This window comes from Ruegeria sp. BF7, assembly GCF_056538605.1.
Genome location: NZ_JBQFTM010000006.1, coordinates 37,563 through 56,378, shown reverse-complemented (window position 1 = coordinate 56,378; position 18,816 = coordinate 37,563). Strand labels below are relative to the sequence as shown.

The window sequence follows — 18,816 nt, the reverse complement described above, 5'->3', positions numbered from 1 at the left end:
CAGGCGGGCAGCGTACTGAGGCAAATGATATTCCCGGACCTGAAACAAAAACCGTCACTGCCCGGTTTGGCGGTTCCGGTCTTTTCGGAGATAAGGCACTGCTGTTTGGTCCGAGCGGAAATCTGGTGCAGTATTTTGTCCGAAATGCAGATGAAGGTGTAATCCGCGTAGGACGCGCACCTGAGCCGTAGAAAAAGGCCAACATCTTTCTTGCATCTAAAACGTCAGTTTTGTTGTGCAAAGCGGACGCTTTCTGCCGCAATAAACAACGCCCCGCGCCTGGAGGTGCGCGGGGCGTGCAGTCTGCGACAGCCCAGAGAGGCGGGACTGTCGCCTGTTGGTCAACGGCCTCAGTTCACGGCTTTGGCGTCGACCACGTCCTTTTCGATGGCCTTGGCCGAAGAAATCTCGATCCGGCGCGGTTTCAGAGCCTCGGGCACTTCGCGCTTCAGGTCGATGTTCAGCATACCGTTCTCATGGCTCGCGCCGGTGACGCGCACGTGATCAGCCAGCGCAAAGCGGCGCTCGAACGCGCGGGTGGCGATGCCGCGGTGCAGGTAGCTGCGCTCTTTGTCTTCGGCGGCCTTTTTGCCGGCGACGATCAGCGCGTTTTCCTTCATTTCGACCGACAGGTCATCTTCCGAAAAACCGGCGACAGCGACCGAGATGCGATAGGTGTCGGCATCGGTTTTTTCGATGTTGTATGGCGGATAGCTGGGCTGAGCCACGTCATTGGTCAGAACGCGGTCCATCATGTCGGCGATCTGGTCGAACCCAATGGTGGCGCGGTGCAGCGGTGCAAAATCAAACGTACGCATGTTTCATATCCTCATGTCTGAGCGATCTGTGTTTAGCCCTCCGTTCGGACGGGCGGTTCAATATGCCGGGCCCCGTTTGTGGCGACCCGGTACAGTTCACATGGGGAGCATTTTGACCGAGTTCAAGACCCGCCGGAGGAGATGAATTTCGCGCCCGAACTGGACTTGCCCGATCCCACCTGCAACCGACGGATCGTGGCTTTGGGTTTTGGCGCATCCCGGCGCATGTCGGCCTTGAGTTCCGAAACGATTCCAGTCAGTTCCATCCCGAAACCGACCTTCTGTCGCCCGTCGGTTCCAACCGCGGAAACAACCGATAGAATTTGCCAGCGCGGACCTTTTCGCGCCAGCAACGCCGAACCGGATGACCCGAAGGTAATGTCACAGTTGAACGTGATCAGCCCCTGCCGCCGCTGCAGAATTTGACAGGACCGTTCCCGCGTGATCGCCTCGGACCGGCCGCGCCCATATGAGGCAATACTGACCTCATTTCCTGCCACGCCGCCGTTGTAGAGCACAAATGGATCGGCCACGGTATAGGGAATAGGCTGTTCCAAACGCATCAGGGCGACATCTGCTCGCACGGCCGCAGCGGAAAGTTCGGGGTGGTTGAGGTAATCCGGATGCGCCACGATCTGAACAACCTTGCGGTCGGCCAGCGATTTGCCATAGCTCAGCCCGGCCCGGAATGTCACCTCGCCCGGGGCATAGGTCTTGCCCGTATCCTCGTCGATCGCGCAATGGGCGGCCGTCAGGACCAGATCTTGCGCAATCAGCGTGCCCGTACAGAATCCGTGCTTGCCGATGTCCAGCCGACCGATGGCTTCCCAGCCAAACAAGTCCTCGCGGTCAGTCAGTTCGCGCTTGCTGCTTTGTGCATGGGACGCGGTCGACAGGACTGACAGGCACAAAAAGGCGCTCAGCAGGTATCGTGTCATGGCTTGATGAACCTCGCGCCTATGTTCCTGTTGCCCGTGCCATTGGGTGTGGCGGCAAGAAATCCGCGACCGGCCGACAATTCAGCCTGCAACAGCGGCAACGATCCCTCGACCGCGGTGCCGACCGAGACCCGCTGACCATTGAGTTCTGCCTTGGCGGCCACCACCGACACGATGCGTGGGCGGTCGCCTTCGAAGGAAAAGACCGGCGCGCCGGATGAGCCGAACTCGACATCGCAGGACATCACCAGCACATCGGACCGGCGGGTCATGACCGAGCAGACCTCTTGCAGGGACGGGGCCTCGGCCCGGTCCCGCGCATAGGACACCACGCCAACCTCGGCGCCCCGGCGCGGCCGGTCGCCAGTTTCAAATGGAATCACGGTGGTATTGCGTATGGGTTGCCATAGCTCGATCAGGGCGATGTCATTGCCCAGCCGGGCTGTCGGAGTTTCGTGGCTGTAACGGTATTCCGGATGAATCACCGCCTGCCGGGCCGCTCGGTAGGCCGAGGCCCGACCCAGACGCCACGCGGCCAGAAACTCGACTTCGGACAGATCGATCCGTCGGCCCGTCGACTTGTCAAACAGGCAATGGGCGGCGGTCAGGACCAAAGTCGGTGAAATCAGCGTTCCGGTGCAGAAGCCCGCACCGCTGATGTCCAGACGGCCCACAGCCATCCACGCCCGCCCGGCATCGGTGGTGTCCAGGCTTTTCAGCCCGCTGTCCTGCGCCATGGCGGCCATCGGTGTCAATGCCAGCGCGATTGCCCTGATCCAGTTTCGCAAGCGGTTCTCCGGCGTTGCTGTTGGCTTACCTTCCTACGGCCCGGGTGGGGCGAAAATAGGGCGGTAGCGCCGGGCGCGGTTTCCTCCGGAACCTGATGCACCGCTGCATCATCCGCGCTTACCTGAGGATCGGGACCTCTGGCACGGTGGCCGCTTGCAGGGCTTGCGGCTTGGGACCTCCGGTCGCCCAGTCCAACAGCTCAACCGTGTGCAGAACCGGAACATCCGTGCCCGATCCGATCTGCATCATGCAGCCGATATTACCCGCGGCGATCACATCGGGGTTTTTCGCCTCGAGCGTTCTGACCTTGCGCTGCTTCAACTGGCCAGAGATTTCAGGCTGCATCAGGTTGTATGTTCCCGCGCTGCCGCAGCACAGATGGCTGTCAACAGGCTCTAACACTGAAAAGCCGGCCCTTTTCAGCAGATCCTTGGGATGGGTTTTGATCTTCTGCCCGTGCTGCAGAGAACAGGCCGCGTGATAGGCGACAACCATGTCCTTGCGGGCACCTTTGGGCATATCCAGCTGCATCAGCAGCTCGCTGATATCCATCGCGATGCCCGACACCCGGACCGCATCCTCGGCCAGAGGACCATCGCGGAACATATGCCCATAATCCTTGACGGTGGTGCCGCAGCCCGAGGTATTGATGACGATCGCGTCCAGACCGCTTTTGTCCATCTCGGCAACCCAGGCTCTGATATTGGCCTCTGCCGCCTTGTGACTGTCCTGCACTTTCCCCATGTGATGGGTCAGCGCGCCACAGCACCCGGCGCCTTCGGCCACCACGACCTCACATCCCAGCCGCGTCAGCAGGCGGATCGTCGCGTCGTTGATATCGGTGTTCAGCGCCTTTTGCGCACATCCCGTCATCAGCGCCACCCGTTTGATACGCGGCCCCTTGGGCGCGAAGCTCTGCGGGTCGTCGTTGCGACTGACCGGCGGGATATGTTTCGGCGCCATCTCCAGCATCGCCCGCAGCCGGGCATCCGGCATCAGGAAGCGAAACGGGCGACCCAGCTTGGCCCCGATCAGCGCCCAGCGGAATCGCATCGGATAGGGCAGAACCTGCGCCAACACCCAGCGCAAGGCGCGATCGGTGAAGGGGCGCTTGTAATTGGCCTCGATATATTCCCGCGCATGGTCGACCAGATGCATGTAATGCACGCCCGAGGGACAGGTCGTCATGCAGGCCAGACAGGATAGGCAACGGTCGATATGCTTGACCGTTTTCTCGTCCGGGACACGCTCGTTTTCCAGCATATCCTTGATCAGGTAGATACGTCCGCGCGGGCTGTCCAACTCATCGCCCAGCACCTGATAGGTCGGGCAGGTGGCGGTGCAGAACCCGCAATGCACGCAGTTGCGCAGGATTTCGTTCGAACGCTGGATTGCCGGGTCCTGCAGCTGCTTTTCCGTGAATGTCGTCTGCATCCGCCTACTCCATCAGACCCGGATTGAAAATAGTGCGGGGATCGAAACGCTGTCGCAATCCCCTCGTTAGAGCCTGAATTTCAGCGGACTCGGGTTGAAACCGACCCAAGGCCTCGGCAGTTTTTGCATCCGCCCGCACCAGCGTCGCGTGGCCTTCGAATGCGCCCAACCGGGCGCGCAGATCAGTGCCATGGGGGACCCGCGCCCAAATCAGACCTCCGCCCCAGTCGAAAAATGTCTGGTCCGCCTCAAGACGGGTTGCGACATCAGGCGCATCGGTTGGTTTGACCGAAATCCGCCAGACATCACCCTTTTGCCCGTGAAACGGCCTGACGTCGCGCAGACCCTGCCAGAGCTCGGCTGAGTCCGGTATCTCGGTGATCTCACCAAACAATGACAGCGTGGATTTCAACTTTTCTGTCCGGTAGGTCACGGAATCCGAGAACCCCTCGACCCGCAACAATGCCCGCCCGTCTTGTGGATCATAGGCGGCACCGCTGACCTCGAACGGGGATTTCAGCGCGGCAGACAGGGTCAGAATCGCATCCCCGGCGTCGGCAACGTGAACAGCAAGGGTCGCAACGGCCTCGGGCTTGGGCAGCACCTTCAGCGACACGTCGGTCAGAACCCCAAGCGTGCCCCACGATCCGGCCATCAGCTTGACCAGATCGTAGCCGGTCACGTTTTTCATCACCCGGCCGCCATTCTTGATCACCTGCCCCATGCCATCGACATAGCGTACGCCCAACAGGAAATCGCGGCACGCCCCGGCCTGAATACGGCGCGGGCCGGAGATATTGGCCGCCACAACGCCGCCAATGGTCGGTGTCCCGCTGGTGCCCAGCAATCCCCGATGGTCCATTGGCTCAAAGGCAAGTTGCTGCCCTTCTGCCTTCAGGGCGGCCTCGATCTCGGCCACCGGCGTGCCCGCTTGCGCCACCAGCGTCAGCGCTCCGGGCTCATAGAGGGTAATCCCGCTCAGCCCCGAGGTCTCAAGCACCGCCTCCGGTCCGTCCACCCCGCGTGTACCGCCGCCGACAATCCGCACCGGCTCCGTCAGCCCGGCCACCATTTCGGCCAGTTCGGCCTCTGTCTCAGGTTTCATCGCAAAACTTCTTTGTTAGAGCCTGTTATTCTGCAGCCACCCGCACTTCCCGACGGGATTCGGATACATCCAGAGGGAACACCTTGGCGGGGTTCAGCAGCCATTTGGGATCGAACACATCCTTGACGGCCATCTGCGCCTCAAGGTCCGCGGGCGCGTATTGATGGGACATCAAGTCCCGCTTTTCGATGCCCACGCCATGCTCGCCGGTCAGACAACCGCCGACATCGACACAGAGTTTCAGGATATCGGCACCGAACGCCTCACACTTCTCCAGATCGCCGGGCTTGTTGGCATCGAACAGGATCAGCGGATGCATGTTGCCGTCTCCCGCGTGGAACACGTTGCCCACAGGCAGACCATATTCCCCGCTCAGTTCTCCGATCCGGCGCAGGACTTCGGGCAGCGAAGACACGGGGATTGTGCCGTCCAGACACATATAGTCGTTCATCTGGCCCATCGCACCAAAGGCCGATTTCCGCCCAAGCCAGATTTTGGCGCTTTCCTCGGCCGACTGGCTTTCGCGCAGTTCCACCGGGTTGTGGCGCTTGGCAATCTCGATGATTTTCGACAGTTGATGGTCGATCTCGGCCTCGGAACCTTCGACCTCGACAATCAACAGCGCGTGGCAATCCGGATACCCCGCATGAGCAAAGTTCTCACAAGCCTTGATGCAGAGCGTGTCCATGAACTCGATCGCCACCGGCAGGATGCCCGACTTGATGATGTCGGACACGCATTGACCCGCAACCTCATTATCATCGAACCCCATCAGCACCGGCCGTGCGCCCTCGGGTTTGCGCAGGATGCGCAGCGTGGCTTCGGTCACCACGCCCAACTGCCCCTCGGACCCACAGATGACACCCAGCAGGTCCAGCCCGCCCGCGTCCAGATGTGCGCCGCCGATCTCGACCACGCTGCCATCCATCATCACCATTTTCACGCCCAGCAGGTTGTTGGTGGTCACGCCGTATTTCAGGCAATGCGCCCCGCCCGAGTTCATCGCGATGTTGCCCGCAATCGCGCATGCCAGTTGCGAGGACGGATCGGGCGCGTAGAAAAAGTCTTCTTCCTCGACCGCACCGGTCACGCTCAGGTTGGTGCGGCCGGTCTGAACCCGAACAAAGCGGTTGTCATAATCGGTCTCCAGCACCTCATTCATCCGGGCAATGCCCAGAATGACGCAATCGGCCGTTGGCAACGCCCCACCGGCGAGCGACGTGCCCGAGCCGCGCGGCACCACTGGAACGCCCTCTTCATGGCAGATACGCAGCACGTCCGAGACCTGTTGCGTGGTCGACGGCAAGACCGCCAGCATCGGGGGACAGCGATAAGCGGTCAGCGCGTCACATTCATAAGCGCGGGTCTCAGCCGGGTCATGGATCACGGCATCCGCAGACACCACCCGCAACAGGCGCGTCAGAACAGCCTGCTTGCGCGCCAGGATTTCGGGGTTTGGCAAGGGCATTTCCATCGCTGATCCTCCGTTTGGTAAAATAATATTACCAATTTATCCATCTGGCAAGTTCCTATCTCTGACCCTACTGTCACCGACATGACATGGATCGACCGCGCCCTTTTGTTCTCATCACTGGACTATGCTGCCGTGCTGCTGTTGCTGGTTGCGTGGCAGTGGATCGGCTGGCGGATCGAGCATACCGCACCAGACAAACAATCGGTCACGATGATTATGGATGACTTCCGGCGCGTCTGGATGCACGAGATGGTCACGCGGCAGCCCCGTATGTTTGATGCTCAGATCGTGGCGGCGATGCGGCAGGGCAGCACGTTCTTTGCGTCCACAACGATGATTGCCATCGGCGGCGGGCTGGCCCTGCTGGGTAACACCGAACGGTTGGCCGGCGTGGCCAGCGATCTGGCCATCGGCAGCGCCCCGGCGCTGGTGTGGGAGATCAAGATTCTGGTAGTGATCTTGTTTCTGGCCAACGCTTTCCTGAAATATGTCTGGGCGCATCGGCTGTTTGGCTATTGCGCGGTGCTTATGGCCGCCGTTCCGAACGATCCGGAAGACTCGCATGCCTATCCGCGCGCGGCGCAAGCGGCGGAAATCTGCGTCACCGCTGCTCGCAGCTTCAATCGCGGCCTGCGCGGCACCTATTTTGCGCTGGCCTCGCTGGCGTGGATTTTAGGCCCTATTACCCTGATCCTCGGGACCGTCATCACTCTCGGCGTTCTGTATCGACGCGAATTCGCATCCCATTCCCGGTCAGTTCTGCTGACCTTGCCACCTAACACGGAGTCGTGATGACGCAGCCGCACATCACCCCGTATGGTCGCCTTATGCGATACCTGATTCTCAGCGCCGTTCTGGCAGCACCCGCTTTCGCCGATCCTGCAGTGATCGAGAATGTTTCGGCCAGTCAGAGTGGCGATACCTGGCGATTCGACGTGACAATCCGGCACCCGGACACCGGTTGGGACCACTACGCCGACGGGTGGCGCGTGCTGGACATGGACGGCAAAGAACTGGGGATGCGCGTCCTTCACCATCCGCATGAGAATGAGCAGCCTTTTACCCGCTCTTTGAGTGGTGTGGTGATCCCAGAAGGGGTTAAGCAAGTGCAGGTTCAGGCGCGCTGCAATGTCGATGGCTGGAACGACGGTACCACGGTTGTTGATCTGAACTGAAGATCAGAAAACGCCAAGGCTCAGCCCTGCGGCCAAGGCAGCTCCTATTTCGCGACAGTGATCAAGCTGATCATCGGGGATGGTCTTTTGGGCCAGAATTGCCTCGGGTGACTGGGCGTGGGTGCACAGGATCAGCGGCGGCTGCACCTCTTTCAACCGCCAGCCCGTCGCAATTCGCGCCATCTGTCGCGCCGCATTCTCTCCGTCGGACCCGGCGCAGACCATCTGCGCATAGGGGCGCCCTTCGATCCGGCCGAGTACCGGATAGTAGCTGCGGTCGAAAAACTCTTTCATCAGACCCGATATCGCGGCCAGATTCTCGGGGGCGCAGAAAAGATAGCCGTCAGCGGCCAGCAAATCCTCTGGCCCCGCCTGATCGGCGAATTTCAGAACAGTTTCGGCCTCAGCCCGCGCAGCCTCGGCGGCGGCTTCGGCCATTTGCCGGGCGCCGCCGGTCCGCGAATGGTAAACGATCAGAAGCTGCGCCATGTCAGACCCGATGATAAGGACCGCCCGACAGGATGGTTGCGGCCCGATAGAGTTGCTCGGCCAGCATCACACGGACCAGCATATGGGGCCAGACCATCGACCCGAATGAGATGGAAAAATCGGCCTCGGTCCGCAGATTGGGGTCTATTCCGTCCGCGCCGCCTATAACTAACGCCAGTTCTTGCCGCCCAGCGTCACGCCAACCACCCAGTTTTTCAGCAAAATCGGGTGACGACATCACCCGCCCACGCTCGTCCAGTGTGCAGATCACCGCACCCTTGGGCAGCGCCTTGCGCAGCAACGCGGCCTCGGCGCCCATGCCTGCGTTTTTCTTGTCTTCGACCTCGACCACGCGCACGGGACCAAGGCCCAAGCTGCGGCCGGTCCGGTCAAATCTTGTCAGATAGTCGTCAAGCAGGGTCTTCTCCGGTCCGGCACGCAATCGCCCGACCGCACAAATGCTTATACGCATATTTCTCTCGCCGCCGACCTGTTAATGCAGGCCGGGATGGCGCCTCAGTTCGCCGAGGCGCTGCCACCCTGAGGCAGCCACATCTTTTCCAGCTGGTAGAATTCACGCACTTCTGGGCGGAAGATATGGACGATAACGTCGCCCGTATCGATCAGCACCCAGTCGCCGGCATCCTTGCCTTCGACCTTCGAAGTGAAACCGAATTCCTGCTTGATGCGATCCGTCAGCTTTTCCGCCATGGCTGCGACCTGACGGGTCGAGCGACCCGAGGCAATCACCATGTGATCCGCAACCGAGGATTTGCCCTGCAGGTTGATCTGTACGACGTCTTCGGCCTTGTCATCGGAAAGTGAGGAAAGGATACGTTCAAGCAGCTTGTCGCTGATTGACTGAGAGTGGGCCATTAAACCGGCCCCGTCATCGGCGGGCAAACCCGCCTGGGTATGTAGAGACAGGACATAGTCCTCCTTTGCTGCGCGCCGCCAAACCCCGGCGCAGGGGTACTAATAAGGTAACAAGAGGAATGCAACATTTCAATGAATGGCCGCCGGGCCGGGCGCACGGGTGGTCACTCCTTGGCGATCTGTTGCGTGTCTGCGCTGTCTGACAACAGCCGAACCTCGCGCTGCGGGAAGGGGATCGAGATGTTTTCCACCTTAAAGGCGTCCCACAGCGCAAGGTAGACATTGCCGCGTATATTGGTCAGCCCCTTGGTCGGATCGCTGATCCAGAACCGCAGCACGTAGTCCACGCTGCTGTCGCCAAACCCGGTGATGTGACAGACCGGTTCGTGGCTGCCACCGCTTAGCACTCGGGTCACGGTTTTAACTGCTTTTATGGCCGTTGCGCGCACAAGATGCGGGTCGTCATCATAGCTGGTGCCAAACTCCAGATCCAGCCGCACGAACTTGTCCGAATGCGACCAGTTCACCACCTGATTGGTGATCAAGTCCTCGTTCGGGATCAGGTATTCGCGCCCGTCCCGCGTGACCACCGAGACATAACGCGCGCCCAGCGCGTTGATCCATCCGAACGTGTCCCCCAGCGAGATCACGTCGCCCGGCTTGATCGACCGGTCCATCAGGATGATGATCCCCGAGATCAGGTTCGACACCACCTTTTGCAGACCGAACCCGATCCCCACACCGATTGCACCGGACAGCAGCGCAATGCCGGTCAGGTCGAACCCCAGCGTACGGATGGCGGCCAGAAAGACTGCGCCATACAAAAGTACCTGAATGCCCTTGGCCAGCAGCACCTGCATCGACGGAGTTATGTCGTCATTGCTCTTCAGCCCCCGTTCGGCGGCGCGGGTGCCGATCCGCGCGAGCGTCAGCAGGATACCGATCAGCAGGGTCGCCTTGAGAATCCCTAGCGCCGAGATGTGCAGATCACCGATGGAAATCGCCACCCCGTCCAGAAATTCGGCCACATCATCAGTCAGATTCAGGGCAACCAGCGTTGCATAGACCCACATCGCCCATTTGAAGATGCGCCGTAGCGTCCGGTTGCGTACCAAACGCGCCACCAGCGCAATGGCCAGCCACGCCAGGGCCAAAGTTGCCACAACCCCGATGATGTAACTGCGCGAGGGCCATGTGATCTGCTGCATCAACAAATACAGGGCCCATGACAGCAGCACGAAATAGACCAGCGTCAGGCGCTGCATCAGCTGCACCAGAATCCGCAGTCGCCATTTCGGCCAACCTTCGCGGGCGCGGGCCCAGGCCTCCCATCGGCCTTGTGTCGCCAGTTTCAGGACATAGGCCAGCGCCCACAGGCCCAGAATGATGACCAACTGGTGCTGGCGCCAGCCTGGCGTTACGATCAACTCGACAAGGTTTTCGTATTGCACGGAAAAGCCCGCGACCATGTTATCATAGAGGTCCGACAGCGAGCTGGGGATCAGGTCCTGGTTCATGGCCCCAGCTTGGACAGCGTTTCCGCGCGATGCAAGCCTGTCCGGGGATTGAACCTTGATTGACAGCCTGACGCGATATATCTGGTGCGCATGAGACTCACACTGACCCCAGCACCTACGTTGCAAGACCGCACGCGTCTGCGTGAACGGTTCTTTGGGGCCGCCCGCACGGTTCTGGCGCGCCTATAAAGTCGTCCAGCCACTCGCCAGCTATTTCTCATTAAATACGGGAGAGGACCGATGTCCCCCAAAACACTCTATGACAAGATCTGGGACGCCCATGTCGCGCACGAAGCCGATGATGGCACCTGCCTGCTGTATATCGACCGCCATCTGGTGCACGAAGTGACCAGCCCGCAGGCGTTCGAGGGCCTGCGTATGGCAGGCCGCAAGGTGCGCGCACCGGAAAAGACCATCGCCGTGCCGGATCACAACGTTCCCACCACGCCGGATCGTGTGAACGGGATCGAAAACCCGGAATCACGCATTCAGGTCGAAGCGCTGGACAAGAACGCCAAGGATTTCGGCATTCACTATTACCCGGTGCATGACGTCCGTCAGGGCATCGTCCACATCGTTGGCCCGGAACAGGGCTGGACCCTGCCGGGCATGACCGTGGTCTGCGGTGATAGCCACACTGCCACTCACGGTGCATTCGGCGCATTGGCCCACGGCATCGGTACCTCCGAGGTCGAGCATGTTCTGGCCACGCAGACGCTGATCCAGAAGAAATCCAAAAACATGAAGGTCGAGATCACCGGCAAACTGCAGCCGGGCGTGACTGCCAAAGACATCACGCTGGCTGTGATCGGTGAGACCGGTACCGCCGGCGGCACCGGTTATGTCATCGAGTATTGCGGCGAAGCGATTCGTGACCTCTCGATGGAAGGCCGCATGACCGTCTGCAACATGGCCATCGAAGGCGGCGCCCGCGCGGGCCTGATCGCGCCGGACGAAACCACCTTTGAATATGTCAAAGGCCGCCCGCACGCACCAAAAGGCGCCCAGTGGGAAGCCGCGATGGACTGGTGGAAGACGCTGTTCACCGACGAAGACGCACATTTCGACAAGGTCATCACCCTGCGCGGCGAAGACATTGCGCCGGTCGTTACCTGGGGCACCAGTCCCGAAGACGTGCTGCCGATCACCGCAACCGTACCGAACCCCGAGGATTTCGAAGGCGGCAAGGTTGACGCAGCCCGCCGGTCTATCGAATACATGGGTCTGGAAGCCGGTCAAAAGCTGAGCGATGTGGAAATCGACACCGTCTTCATCGGGTCCTGCACCAATGGCCGTATCGAGGACCTGCGCGCCGCAGCCGAGATTCTGAAGGGCAAAAAGATCAAGGACGGTCTGCGCGCCATGGTCGTGCCGGGTTCCGGACTGGTTCGTGCCCAAGCCGAGGAAGAAGGTCTGGCCGACATCTTCAAAGCGGCCGGTTTCGAATGGCGTCTGGCGGGATGTTCGATGTGTCTGGCGATGAACCCCGACCAGCTGCAACCGGGCGAGCGCTGTGCCGCGACCTCGAACCGCAACTTCGAAGGCCGTCAGGGCCGCGGTGGACGCACCCACCTGCTGAGCCCGGCAATGGCTGCCGCAGCGGCAATCACAGGACGGCTGACAGACGTCCGGGATTTGATGTAAGGTCCCCTCATATCTAGATATTTGAGGGATTGAAAACATGAGTGACTGGGTCAAATGGCTCCTGCTGGGGCTTCTGTCTATCGCGTTCGGTATCTTTGTACTGGGCGCGCCAGTTGTGGCGTCTGTCGCCGTGACAGTGGTAACCGGCGTGTTGCTGCTGATTTCGGGCGCGCTGCAACTTGTGGGTGGCTTCACGGTTGAAGGCACTGGCAACAAGATTCTGTCACTCATCATGGGTGCGGTGATGCTGTTTCTGGGCTGGTCCTTCCTGGACCACCCGCTGCAGGGAACCCTGACCCTTGCGACGGTGATGCTGATTCTGTTCATGGCAGGCGGCATTGCGCGGGTCTTTCTGTCGTTCCAGATGCGCGGAACGCAGTTTTTCTGGCCCACGATGATCTCGGGCATCTTGTCGATCATCCTCGCAGGGATCATCTGGACCTACGTCGGAAGCGACCCTCAGGTGCTGCTGAGCATTCTGGGGATCTTCCTGGGCATCGAGATGCTGTTCAACGGGTTCGGATTGGTCTTCATGGCGTTCTTTGTCAGGAAAGCACCCAAAGGCGAAACGAAGGAAGCTTAAACGCGGGGCATGGGCGCGGCCCTCTCCCGCAGGAGTGTGAACATGGAAAAGTTTGAAAAAGTCCACGGGGTGGCCGCCCCAATGCCGTTGATCAATATCGACACCGATATGATCATCCCCAAAGTGCACCTGAAGACCATCAAACGGTCCGGCCTTGGCGTCGTGCTGTTCGACGAGATGCGCTATCACGATGACGGGCAGGAGAACGAAGAGTTCGTCCTGAACAAGCCCGCCTATCGCCAGACCGAGATTCTGGTCGCAGGCGACAACTTTGGCTGCGGCTCGTCGCGGGAACACGCACCATGGGCGATCAAGGATTTCGGCATCAAGGTTGTGATCTCAACCAGCTTTGCCGACATCTTCTTCAACAACTGCTTCAAGAACGGCATCCTGCCCATCGTGGTCGGGGAGGAGCATCACGCCATTCTGATGGAAGATGCACACAAGGGTGAAAACGCCCGCATGACCGTGCATCTGGAAGATCAGCAGATCACCACCTCGGATGGGGTCGTGATCGAATTCGATGTCGACCCGCACCGTAAGCACTGCCTGCTGAACGGTCTGGACGATATTGGCCTGACGATGGAGAAAGATCATCACATCGACAAGTTCGAGGATCATGCAAGCCAGGCGCGCCCCTGGGTGTGATTCTGTAAACGAATCTGTGAATGCACAACTTTATGGGGTCGCCAAGGCGGCCCCGTTCGCATTCTTGGGGTTGAAAGTCACAAGACCACAACATCTAGGTATCATAATGATACACACGTCGGATTTGCGTCCAAAATGATGCAATCCCGCACCAGTTGCGCCATCATTTTGCCCGAAATCACGTGTTTTCTGCGCCTTGGCTTGAGCGAAATGTCGCTTATCGCCAATGTGGCGGGGACAGGCACCCACCAGTTGAACATTGGTGACTTAAGACATCCGCCACAACTTAAAGTGGCGGGCACAAGTTGGAAGTGAAGTCGGCGAAGAATCGACTAATCCAGTTTGAAAGGGTTCGGATAGTGATTGCGCGCACAACAGGGGCGGCGATTCGGGGAATATTGGTCGCACTGATGGTGCTGACCCCCGCGTTGTACCTGCCCGTATCGTCAACGAATGGGACCGAGATTGTCGTCTTTCTCGCCATTCTCGCATTCTTTCTGACCTTTGCCGAATACAACTCGGCCTTTCCCAGCTTTATCGAATTCCGCGACGCGCCGCCGGTGAACCGACTGCGGTTTGTCGGGCTGATGTCGATGATCATGTTCCTGACGCTGATCTGTAAGAACGCCTACGCGCCCAGCAGCCTGACCACAGTTTTCTATTCACTGGGACTGGGCATCGCGAATGTGGTCGACTTCCCCTATTCTCCGGTCCGGCTGGTGGTTCTGATGCTGCCCGCAGACGCCAGTGCACCGCTGATCGAGCTGGTGCGCATCGCGGCCAGTGTGGCCTATGTCGCCGCGCTGGTGACCATCGGCAGCTTTGCCTACGCGGTGAAAATGCGCGGCTGGCCGACAGGCAACGGCGCCTTCAACGTTTGGACCAACCTGCCGCTGTTCGATCCGACCAAGGGCGGGGACGTCGTCACCCGCCTGCAACGGGACGGACGGCTGAACATCTCGATCGGGGTACTGCTGCCCTTTCTGATCCCGGCTCTGATCAAGTTGCTGACTGACTATGCCAGCCCAATCTCGCTGAGCAACCCACAGACCCTGATCTGGACCATGAGCGCCTGGGCCTTTCTGCCCGCCAGCATGATCATGCGCGGTATGGCAACTCTGCGTATCGCCAATCTGATCGTCGAAAAGCGCCGCGCCTATTCCACCGCCGAGTCCACGCAGGCCGCATGATCCGAATCCTGCTGCTGCTGCTGTTACCGGTGATGGCACAGGCACAGACGGTACGTATCGCCTCTTACAACACGGAACTCAGCCGCGACGGACCGGGCCTGCTGTTGCGGGACATAAGGCGCGGTGATCCGCAGGTGCAGGCGGTGGTTGAGGTTCTGGTGGCCGCGCAACCGGATATCATCGCCCTGCAGGGTATCGACTGGGACCTCAACGCAGAGACTCTGATCGCGCTGGCCGAAAACTTGCGCGCCGCCGGGCTGGACTACCCTTATCACTTTGCCGCGCAGCCCAATGCCGGGCTCGAAACCCCGCTGGACCTGAACGGAGATGGCCGCGCCCATGGGCCGGCAGACGCGCAGGGCTGGGGCCGGTTCACCGGACAGGGCGGGCTTGCGGTGCTGTCGCGATACCCGATTCACTCCGACAGCGCACAGGTGTTCACCGATTTGCTATGGCGCGACCTGCCCGGCGCGCAGATGCCGGTCACGGTCGACGGCCCTTTCCCCTCGGAAGAGGCGCAGAGCATCCAGCGCCTGTCCTCCGTGGCTCATTGGATCGTGCCGGTGGACACGCCTATCGGCGCACTGGACCTGTTGACCTTTCACGCCGCGCCGCCGGTGTTTGACGGCCCCGAAGACCGCAACGGGCTGCGCAACCGCGATGAAATTCGCCTCTGGTCCGCGGTACTGGACGGTAAGCTGGGGCGCAAGCCTGAAGGCTCGTTTGTCATCGCCGGGGACGCCAATCTGGACCCCGAACGGGGCGAAGGCCAAAGGGAAGCGATCCAGACCCTTTTAGCGAACCCCCGCCTGCAAGACCCGCGCCCCACTGACGTGTCGGGCAAACTGACCACCGTAGAATGGAAAGCGGTGGGAGAGATGCGGGTGGATTACGTGCTGCCCTCAATCGACCTGAAGGTGACAGGCGCGGGCGTGTTCTGGCCTGCTTCGGGTTCGCCTTTGCGCGCTGCCGCTGGTCAGGCCAGCAGGCACCGGCTGGTCTGGGTTGACATAAACGCGCCCTAGCGGCGGTGAGGCATGGACCAGAACCGCATCCGATCGCAACGCACCGGGAATCGCCTGTTTGAGCGCATCGGCCAGGTCCGTACGCGGAAAATCCCCGACCAATTCTCGGAAAAACAAACCCTCAAGACTGTGCGGAGTGTTCCAAAGATACCGCATCTCAAGCAGATGGGGCGCCAACCGCCAGACGGGACGGGCTAGCTGGATCGGCAGCCAGTTCATCCGGCGTACAGAAACGTGCCGACCCGTGACCCGCGACAGTGCCTGTGCCATTTCGGAACCGGTCACCGTATACCCCTCGTAAGGAACATCGCAAAAACGGGGCAGTCTCTTGCGCATCTCGGCGAGGACAACCGCCGCACGCGCAAGATCGGGCAAATAAGCCCAGGCATGGGCGATGTTGGGATTTCCGGGATAGATGAAACGCCCCCGCGACAAGGATTTGGTCATCACCCGGTCAAACCAGTTCCCTGACGCACATGTGTCAAGATAGTCTCCCGAGCGCAGGACGATTGTGCGCACGGACGACGCGCGATAGGCTTCCTCCATCTCGATCCGAAGCCGGCCCAGAGGGTTTTGGGCCAGATGTGGCGTACCCGCTGACCACGGCCCCGGCAGGTCGGCCCCGAAGACATAGACATTGCCCGGGATGATGACCGTCGCTCCTGTGTCCCGCGCAACCGAAATGACCTGCCGGGTCAGCTGTGGCACTTGTGCCTGCCAATCCGGATAGGGCGGGTTCCAGGCGTTTACGATCACATCTGCGCCTTGCGCGGCCTGCCCCAGCCTGTCGGTTGTGCGGTCAAAGGTGCGAACGACCCACCCCGCGTTTCGAAAGGCGGCCATGGCGTTTCGTCCAAAACGGCCGGTTGCACCAAGGATAAGAGCGGTTTGCGTCATGAGAAGCTCCTTTCAAATCGAAACTACCAATTCAAATCAAACGAGCAATTGCCGGGAAATGCAGAACGTGTATTCATATTTGAATGGACAAATCACTCACCCATGCCGACTGGTCCCTGATTCAAAGCTTTCTGGCGGTGGCCGAAACCGGCTCTCTGTCGGCGGCGGCGCGGCAGCTGGACCGCAGCCAGCCCACGCTGGGACGCCAGATCCACGCTCTTGAGGATGAGCTGGGTGTGTCCCTGTTCGACCGCCACGCGCGCGGACTGAAACTCAGCGAGGTGGGCACGCAACTGTTGCCGATGGCGCAGCAGATGCATAGCGCCATGACATCGTTCAGCCTGGCAGCTGCGGGTCAGTCGCAGCAGTTGGAGGGGTCGGTGCGCATCACCGCTTCGGTCTTTGCCTCGCACCACCTGCTGCCGCCGATTCTGGCGCAGATCCGCGCTTTGGAACCGGCGATCCAGCTTGAACTGGTGGCCACGGACACCACCGAGAATCTGCTGTATCGCGAAGCCGATATCGCAGTACGCATGTACCGCCCCGCGCAGATGGACATCATTTCGCGCTATCTGGGGGATGTGAACCTGTGCTTTTGCGCCTCCCGGGCCTATCTGGATCGGGCCGGGCGACCCCAAAATCCCAAGGACCTGTTCAATCACGATCTGGTCGGCTTTGACGCCAACGAGCAGATTATCAAAAAGATGCAGCAACGGGGCTGGCCCGCCAGCAAAAACAGTTTTGCCACCAGATGCGACCTGCAAAGCGCCTATTGGCAACTGATCCGGGCCGGGTGCGGTATCGGGTTTTCGCAGATTCAGGTGGCCGAGGCTGATCCGGACGTCGAGGTACTGGATCTGGATGTCGAGATTGAACCGCTGCCCGTCTGGCTGGCCGCACCACAAGCGATGCGCCAGACGCCCCGAATCCGGCGCGTCTGGGACTTGCTGGCCGAGGGGTTGAAGGCCGGACTTTGACCGAATTGCGGTTGTTTCGACCCGGAAACCAGATTTCCGGCACACAAAGACCGGTTCGTCTCATTGACCCGATGCGGCGCAGGCGCTAGGGCCATTGCGACGAAACGCAAGGAGATCCTTCATGTCCAAACCCTCGCTCCTCATCCTGCCCGGAGACGGAATTGGCCCCGAAGTCATGGCCGAAGTGCGCCGCGTAATCGACTGGTTCGGTGTGAACCGCGGCCTGGAATTCGACGTGAGCGAGGATCTGGTCGGCGGTGCCGCCTACGACGCGCATGGCAAGCCGCTGTCGGATGAAACCATGGCCAAGGCGCAAGAGGTCGACGCGGTTCTGCTGGGTGCTGTGGGCGGCCCAAAATACGACGATCTGGATTTCAGCCTGAAGCCTGAGCGCGGTCTGCTGCGCCTGCGCAAGGAAATGGACCTGTATTCGAACCTGCGACCGGCGCAGTGCTTTGACGCGCTGGCCGATTTCTCGTCGCTGAAAAAGGACATCGTCGCGGGCCTCGACCTCATGATCGTGCGCGAACTGACTTCGGGCGTCTATTTCGGCGAGCCGCGCGGTATTTTCGAAGAAGGCAACGAACGCGTCGGCATCAACACCCAGCGCTACACCGAATCCGAGATCGAACGCGCCGCGCGCTCGGCCTTTGAACTGGCGATGCGCCGGAACAAGAAGCTGTGCTCGATGGAAAAGGCCAACGTGATGGAGGCCGGTATCCTGTGGCGCGAGGTCGTGGACCGAGTGGCCAAGGAGTACCCCGAGGTTGAAGTGACCCACATGTATGCCGACAACGGCGCGATGCAGTTGGTGCGCGCACCCAAGCAGTTCGACGTCATCGTCACAGACAACCTGTTCGGCGATATCTTGTCGGACTGTGCCGCGATGCTGACCGGTTCGCTGGGCATGCTGCCATCGGCATCTCTGGGCGCGCCGATGGCCAATGGCCGCCCCAAGGCGATGTACGAACCGGTCCACGGCTCGGCCCCGGACATCGCGGGTCAGGGCAAGGCCAATCCGATCGCCTGTATCCTCAGCTTTGCCATGGCACTGCGTTACAGCTTTGACCAGGGCGCCGAGGCCGACCGTCTGGAAGCCGCGATCGAGAAAGTTCTGGCCGATGGTGTCCGCACCGGCGATCTGCTCGCCGATGAAGGCGTTCAGCCGGTCTCGACCACGGAAATGGGCGACGCGATTCTGGCGGCGCTGGACGAAAGCCTCTGATCCGGTTTCAGG

19 protein-coding genes are annotated in these 18,816 nt (G+C 60.5%); 9 read left to right on the top strand and 10 right to left on the bottom strand.

Annotated features, from left to right (window positions below; genetic code table 11):
* Positions 1-350: 350 nt before the first annotated feature.
* The 6 genes from ACR0IK_RS14010 to ACR0IK_RS13985 form a co-directional block, all read right to left on the bottom strand.
* Complete coding sequence (locus ACR0IK_RS14010; RefSeq protein ID WP_170405897.1) at positions 351-818, bottom strand: Hsp20 family protein; 468 nt, start codon at positions 816-818, stop codon at positions 351-353.
* A 122-nt stretch (positions 819-940) separates the two neighbouring features.
* Positions 941-1,756, bottom strand: coding sequence for a trypsin-like serine peptidase (locus ACR0IK_RS14005; RefSeq protein ID WP_480641909.1), 816 nt, complete (start codon positions 1,754-1,756; stop codon positions 941-943).
* Positions 1,753-2,544, bottom strand: a complete 792-nt coding sequence (locus tag ACR0IK_RS14000; RefSeq protein ID WP_480594407.1) for a trypsin-like serine peptidase — start codon at positions 2,542-2,544, stop codon at positions 1,753-1,755. Before ACR0IK_RS14000 ends, ACR0IK_RS14005 begins: the two co-directional genes overlap by 4 nt.
* 118 nt (positions 2,545-2,662) lie before the next feature.
* The gene (gene glcF, locus ACR0IK_RS13995; protein WP_480641908.1) at positions 2,663-3,979 is read right to left on the bottom strand and encodes a glycolate oxidase subunit GlcF; all 1,317 of its coding nucleotides are present in this window, start codon (positions 3,977-3,979) and stop codon (positions 2,663-2,665) included.
* Positions 3,980-3,983: 4 nt separating this feature from the next.
* Positions 3,984-5,084, bottom strand: coding sequence for an FAD-binding protein (locus tag ACR0IK_RS13990; RefSeq protein ID WP_480641907.1), 1,101 nt, complete (start codon positions 5,082-5,084; stop codon positions 3,984-3,986).
* Positions 5,085-5,109: 25 nt separating this feature from the next.
* A complete protein-coding gene (locus ACR0IK_RS13985; protein WP_480641906.1) occupies positions 5,110-6,558 on the bottom strand; it encodes an FAD-linked oxidase C-terminal domain-containing protein in 1,449 nt (482 codons plus the stop codon).
* An 81-nt stretch (positions 6,559-6,639) separates the two neighbouring features.
* Between ACR0IK_RS13985 and ACR0IK_RS13980 the strand changes: the two genes are divergently transcribed.
* Together ACR0IK_RS13980 and ACR0IK_RS13975 are read left to right on the top strand one after the other, a co-directional pair.
* Positions 6,640-7,350 (top strand): DUF599 domain-containing protein, encoded by a 711-nt coding sequence (locus ACR0IK_RS13980; protein ID WP_480641905.1) that lies wholly within the window; start codon positions 6,640-6,642, stop codon positions 7,348-7,350.
* 35 nt (positions 7,351-7,385) lie between these two features.
* Positions 7,386-7,733, top strand: coding sequence for a hypothetical protein (locus ACR0IK_RS13975; RefSeq protein WP_480594479.1), 348 nt, complete (start codon positions 7,386-7,388; stop codon positions 7,731-7,733).
* A gap of 3 nt (positions 7,734-7,736) precedes the next feature.
* Here ACR0IK_RS13975 and ACR0IK_RS13970 read toward each other — a convergent pair whose 3' ends face one another.
* From ACR0IK_RS13970 to ACR0IK_RS13955, 4 genes are all read right to left on the bottom strand, one after another.
* Complete coding sequence (locus ACR0IK_RS13970) at positions 7,737-8,222, bottom strand: flavodoxin family protein (protein WP_480594402.1); 486 nt, start codon at positions 8,220-8,222, stop codon at positions 7,737-7,739.
* 1 nt (position 8,223) lies between these two features.
* On the bottom strand, positions 8,224-8,694 hold the full coding sequence (gene rlmH / locus ACR0IK_RS13965; protein ID WP_480594401.1) for a 23S rRNA (pseudouridine(1915)-N(3))-methyltransferase RlmH: 471 nt from the start codon (positions 8,692-8,694) through the stop codon (positions 8,224-8,226).
* A 44-nt stretch (positions 8,695-8,738) separates the two neighbouring features.
* Positions 8,739-9,098, bottom strand: a complete 360-nt coding sequence (gene rsfS / locus ACR0IK_RS13960; RefSeq protein WP_170327847.1) for a ribosome silencing factor — start codon at positions 9,096-9,098, stop codon at positions 8,739-8,741.
* Positions 9,099-9,262: 164 nt separating this feature from the next.
* A complete protein-coding gene (locus ACR0IK_RS13955; RefSeq protein ID WP_480641904.1) occupies positions 9,263-10,615 on the bottom strand; it encodes a mechanosensitive ion channel family protein in 1,353 nt (450 codons plus the stop codon).
* A 240-nt stretch (positions 10,616-10,855) separates the two neighbouring features.
* Between ACR0IK_RS13955 and leuC the strand changes: the two genes are divergently transcribed.
* From leuC to leuB, 7 genes are all read left to right on the top strand, one after another.
* Positions 10,856-12,259 (top strand): 3-isopropylmalate dehydratase large subunit, encoded by a 1,404-nt coding sequence (gene leuC, locus ACR0IK_RS13950; RefSeq protein WP_480594399.1) that lies wholly within the window; start codon positions 10,856-10,858, stop codon positions 12,257-12,259.
* A 37-nt stretch (positions 12,260-12,296) separates the two neighbouring features.
* Positions 12,297-12,842, top strand: a complete 546-nt coding sequence (locus ACR0IK_RS13945) for an HdeD family acid-resistance protein (RefSeq protein WP_480641903.1) — start codon at positions 12,297-12,299, stop codon at positions 12,840-12,842.
* A 42-nt stretch (positions 12,843-12,884) separates the two neighbouring features.
* Positions 12,885-13,490, top strand: coding sequence for a 3-isopropylmalate dehydratase small subunit (gene leuD, locus ACR0IK_RS13940; RefSeq protein WP_480641902.1), 606 nt, complete (start codon positions 12,885-12,887; stop codon positions 13,488-13,490).
* Between the two features lie 359 nt (positions 13,491-13,849).
* Positions 13,850-14,680 (top strand): hypothetical protein, encoded by an 831-nt coding sequence (locus ACR0IK_RS13935; protein WP_480594396.1) that lies wholly within the window; start codon positions 13,850-13,852, stop codon positions 14,678-14,680.
* On the top strand, positions 14,677-15,705 hold the full coding sequence (locus ACR0IK_RS13930) for an endonuclease/exonuclease/phosphatase family protein (RefSeq protein ID WP_480641901.1): 1,029 nt from the start codon (positions 14,677-14,679) through the stop codon (positions 15,703-15,705). Before ACR0IK_RS13935 ends, ACR0IK_RS13930 begins: the two co-directional genes overlap by 4 nt.
* Before the next feature lie 980 nt (positions 15,706-16,685).
* Positions 16,686-17,579 (top strand): LysR family transcriptional regulator, encoded by an 894-nt coding sequence (locus tag ACR0IK_RS13925; RefSeq protein ID WP_480641900.1) that lies wholly within the window; start codon positions 16,686-16,688, stop codon positions 17,577-17,579.
* A 121-nt stretch (positions 17,580-17,700) separates the two neighbouring features.
* Positions 17,701-18,804 carry a 3-isopropylmalate dehydrogenase gene (gene leuB, locus ACR0IK_RS13920; protein ID WP_480641899.1) on the top strand — a complete coding sequence of 368 codons (1,104 nt, stop codon included), beginning with the start codon at positions 17,701-17,703 and terminating at the stop codon, positions 18,802-18,804.
* Positions 18,805-18,816 lie beyond the last annotated feature (12 nt).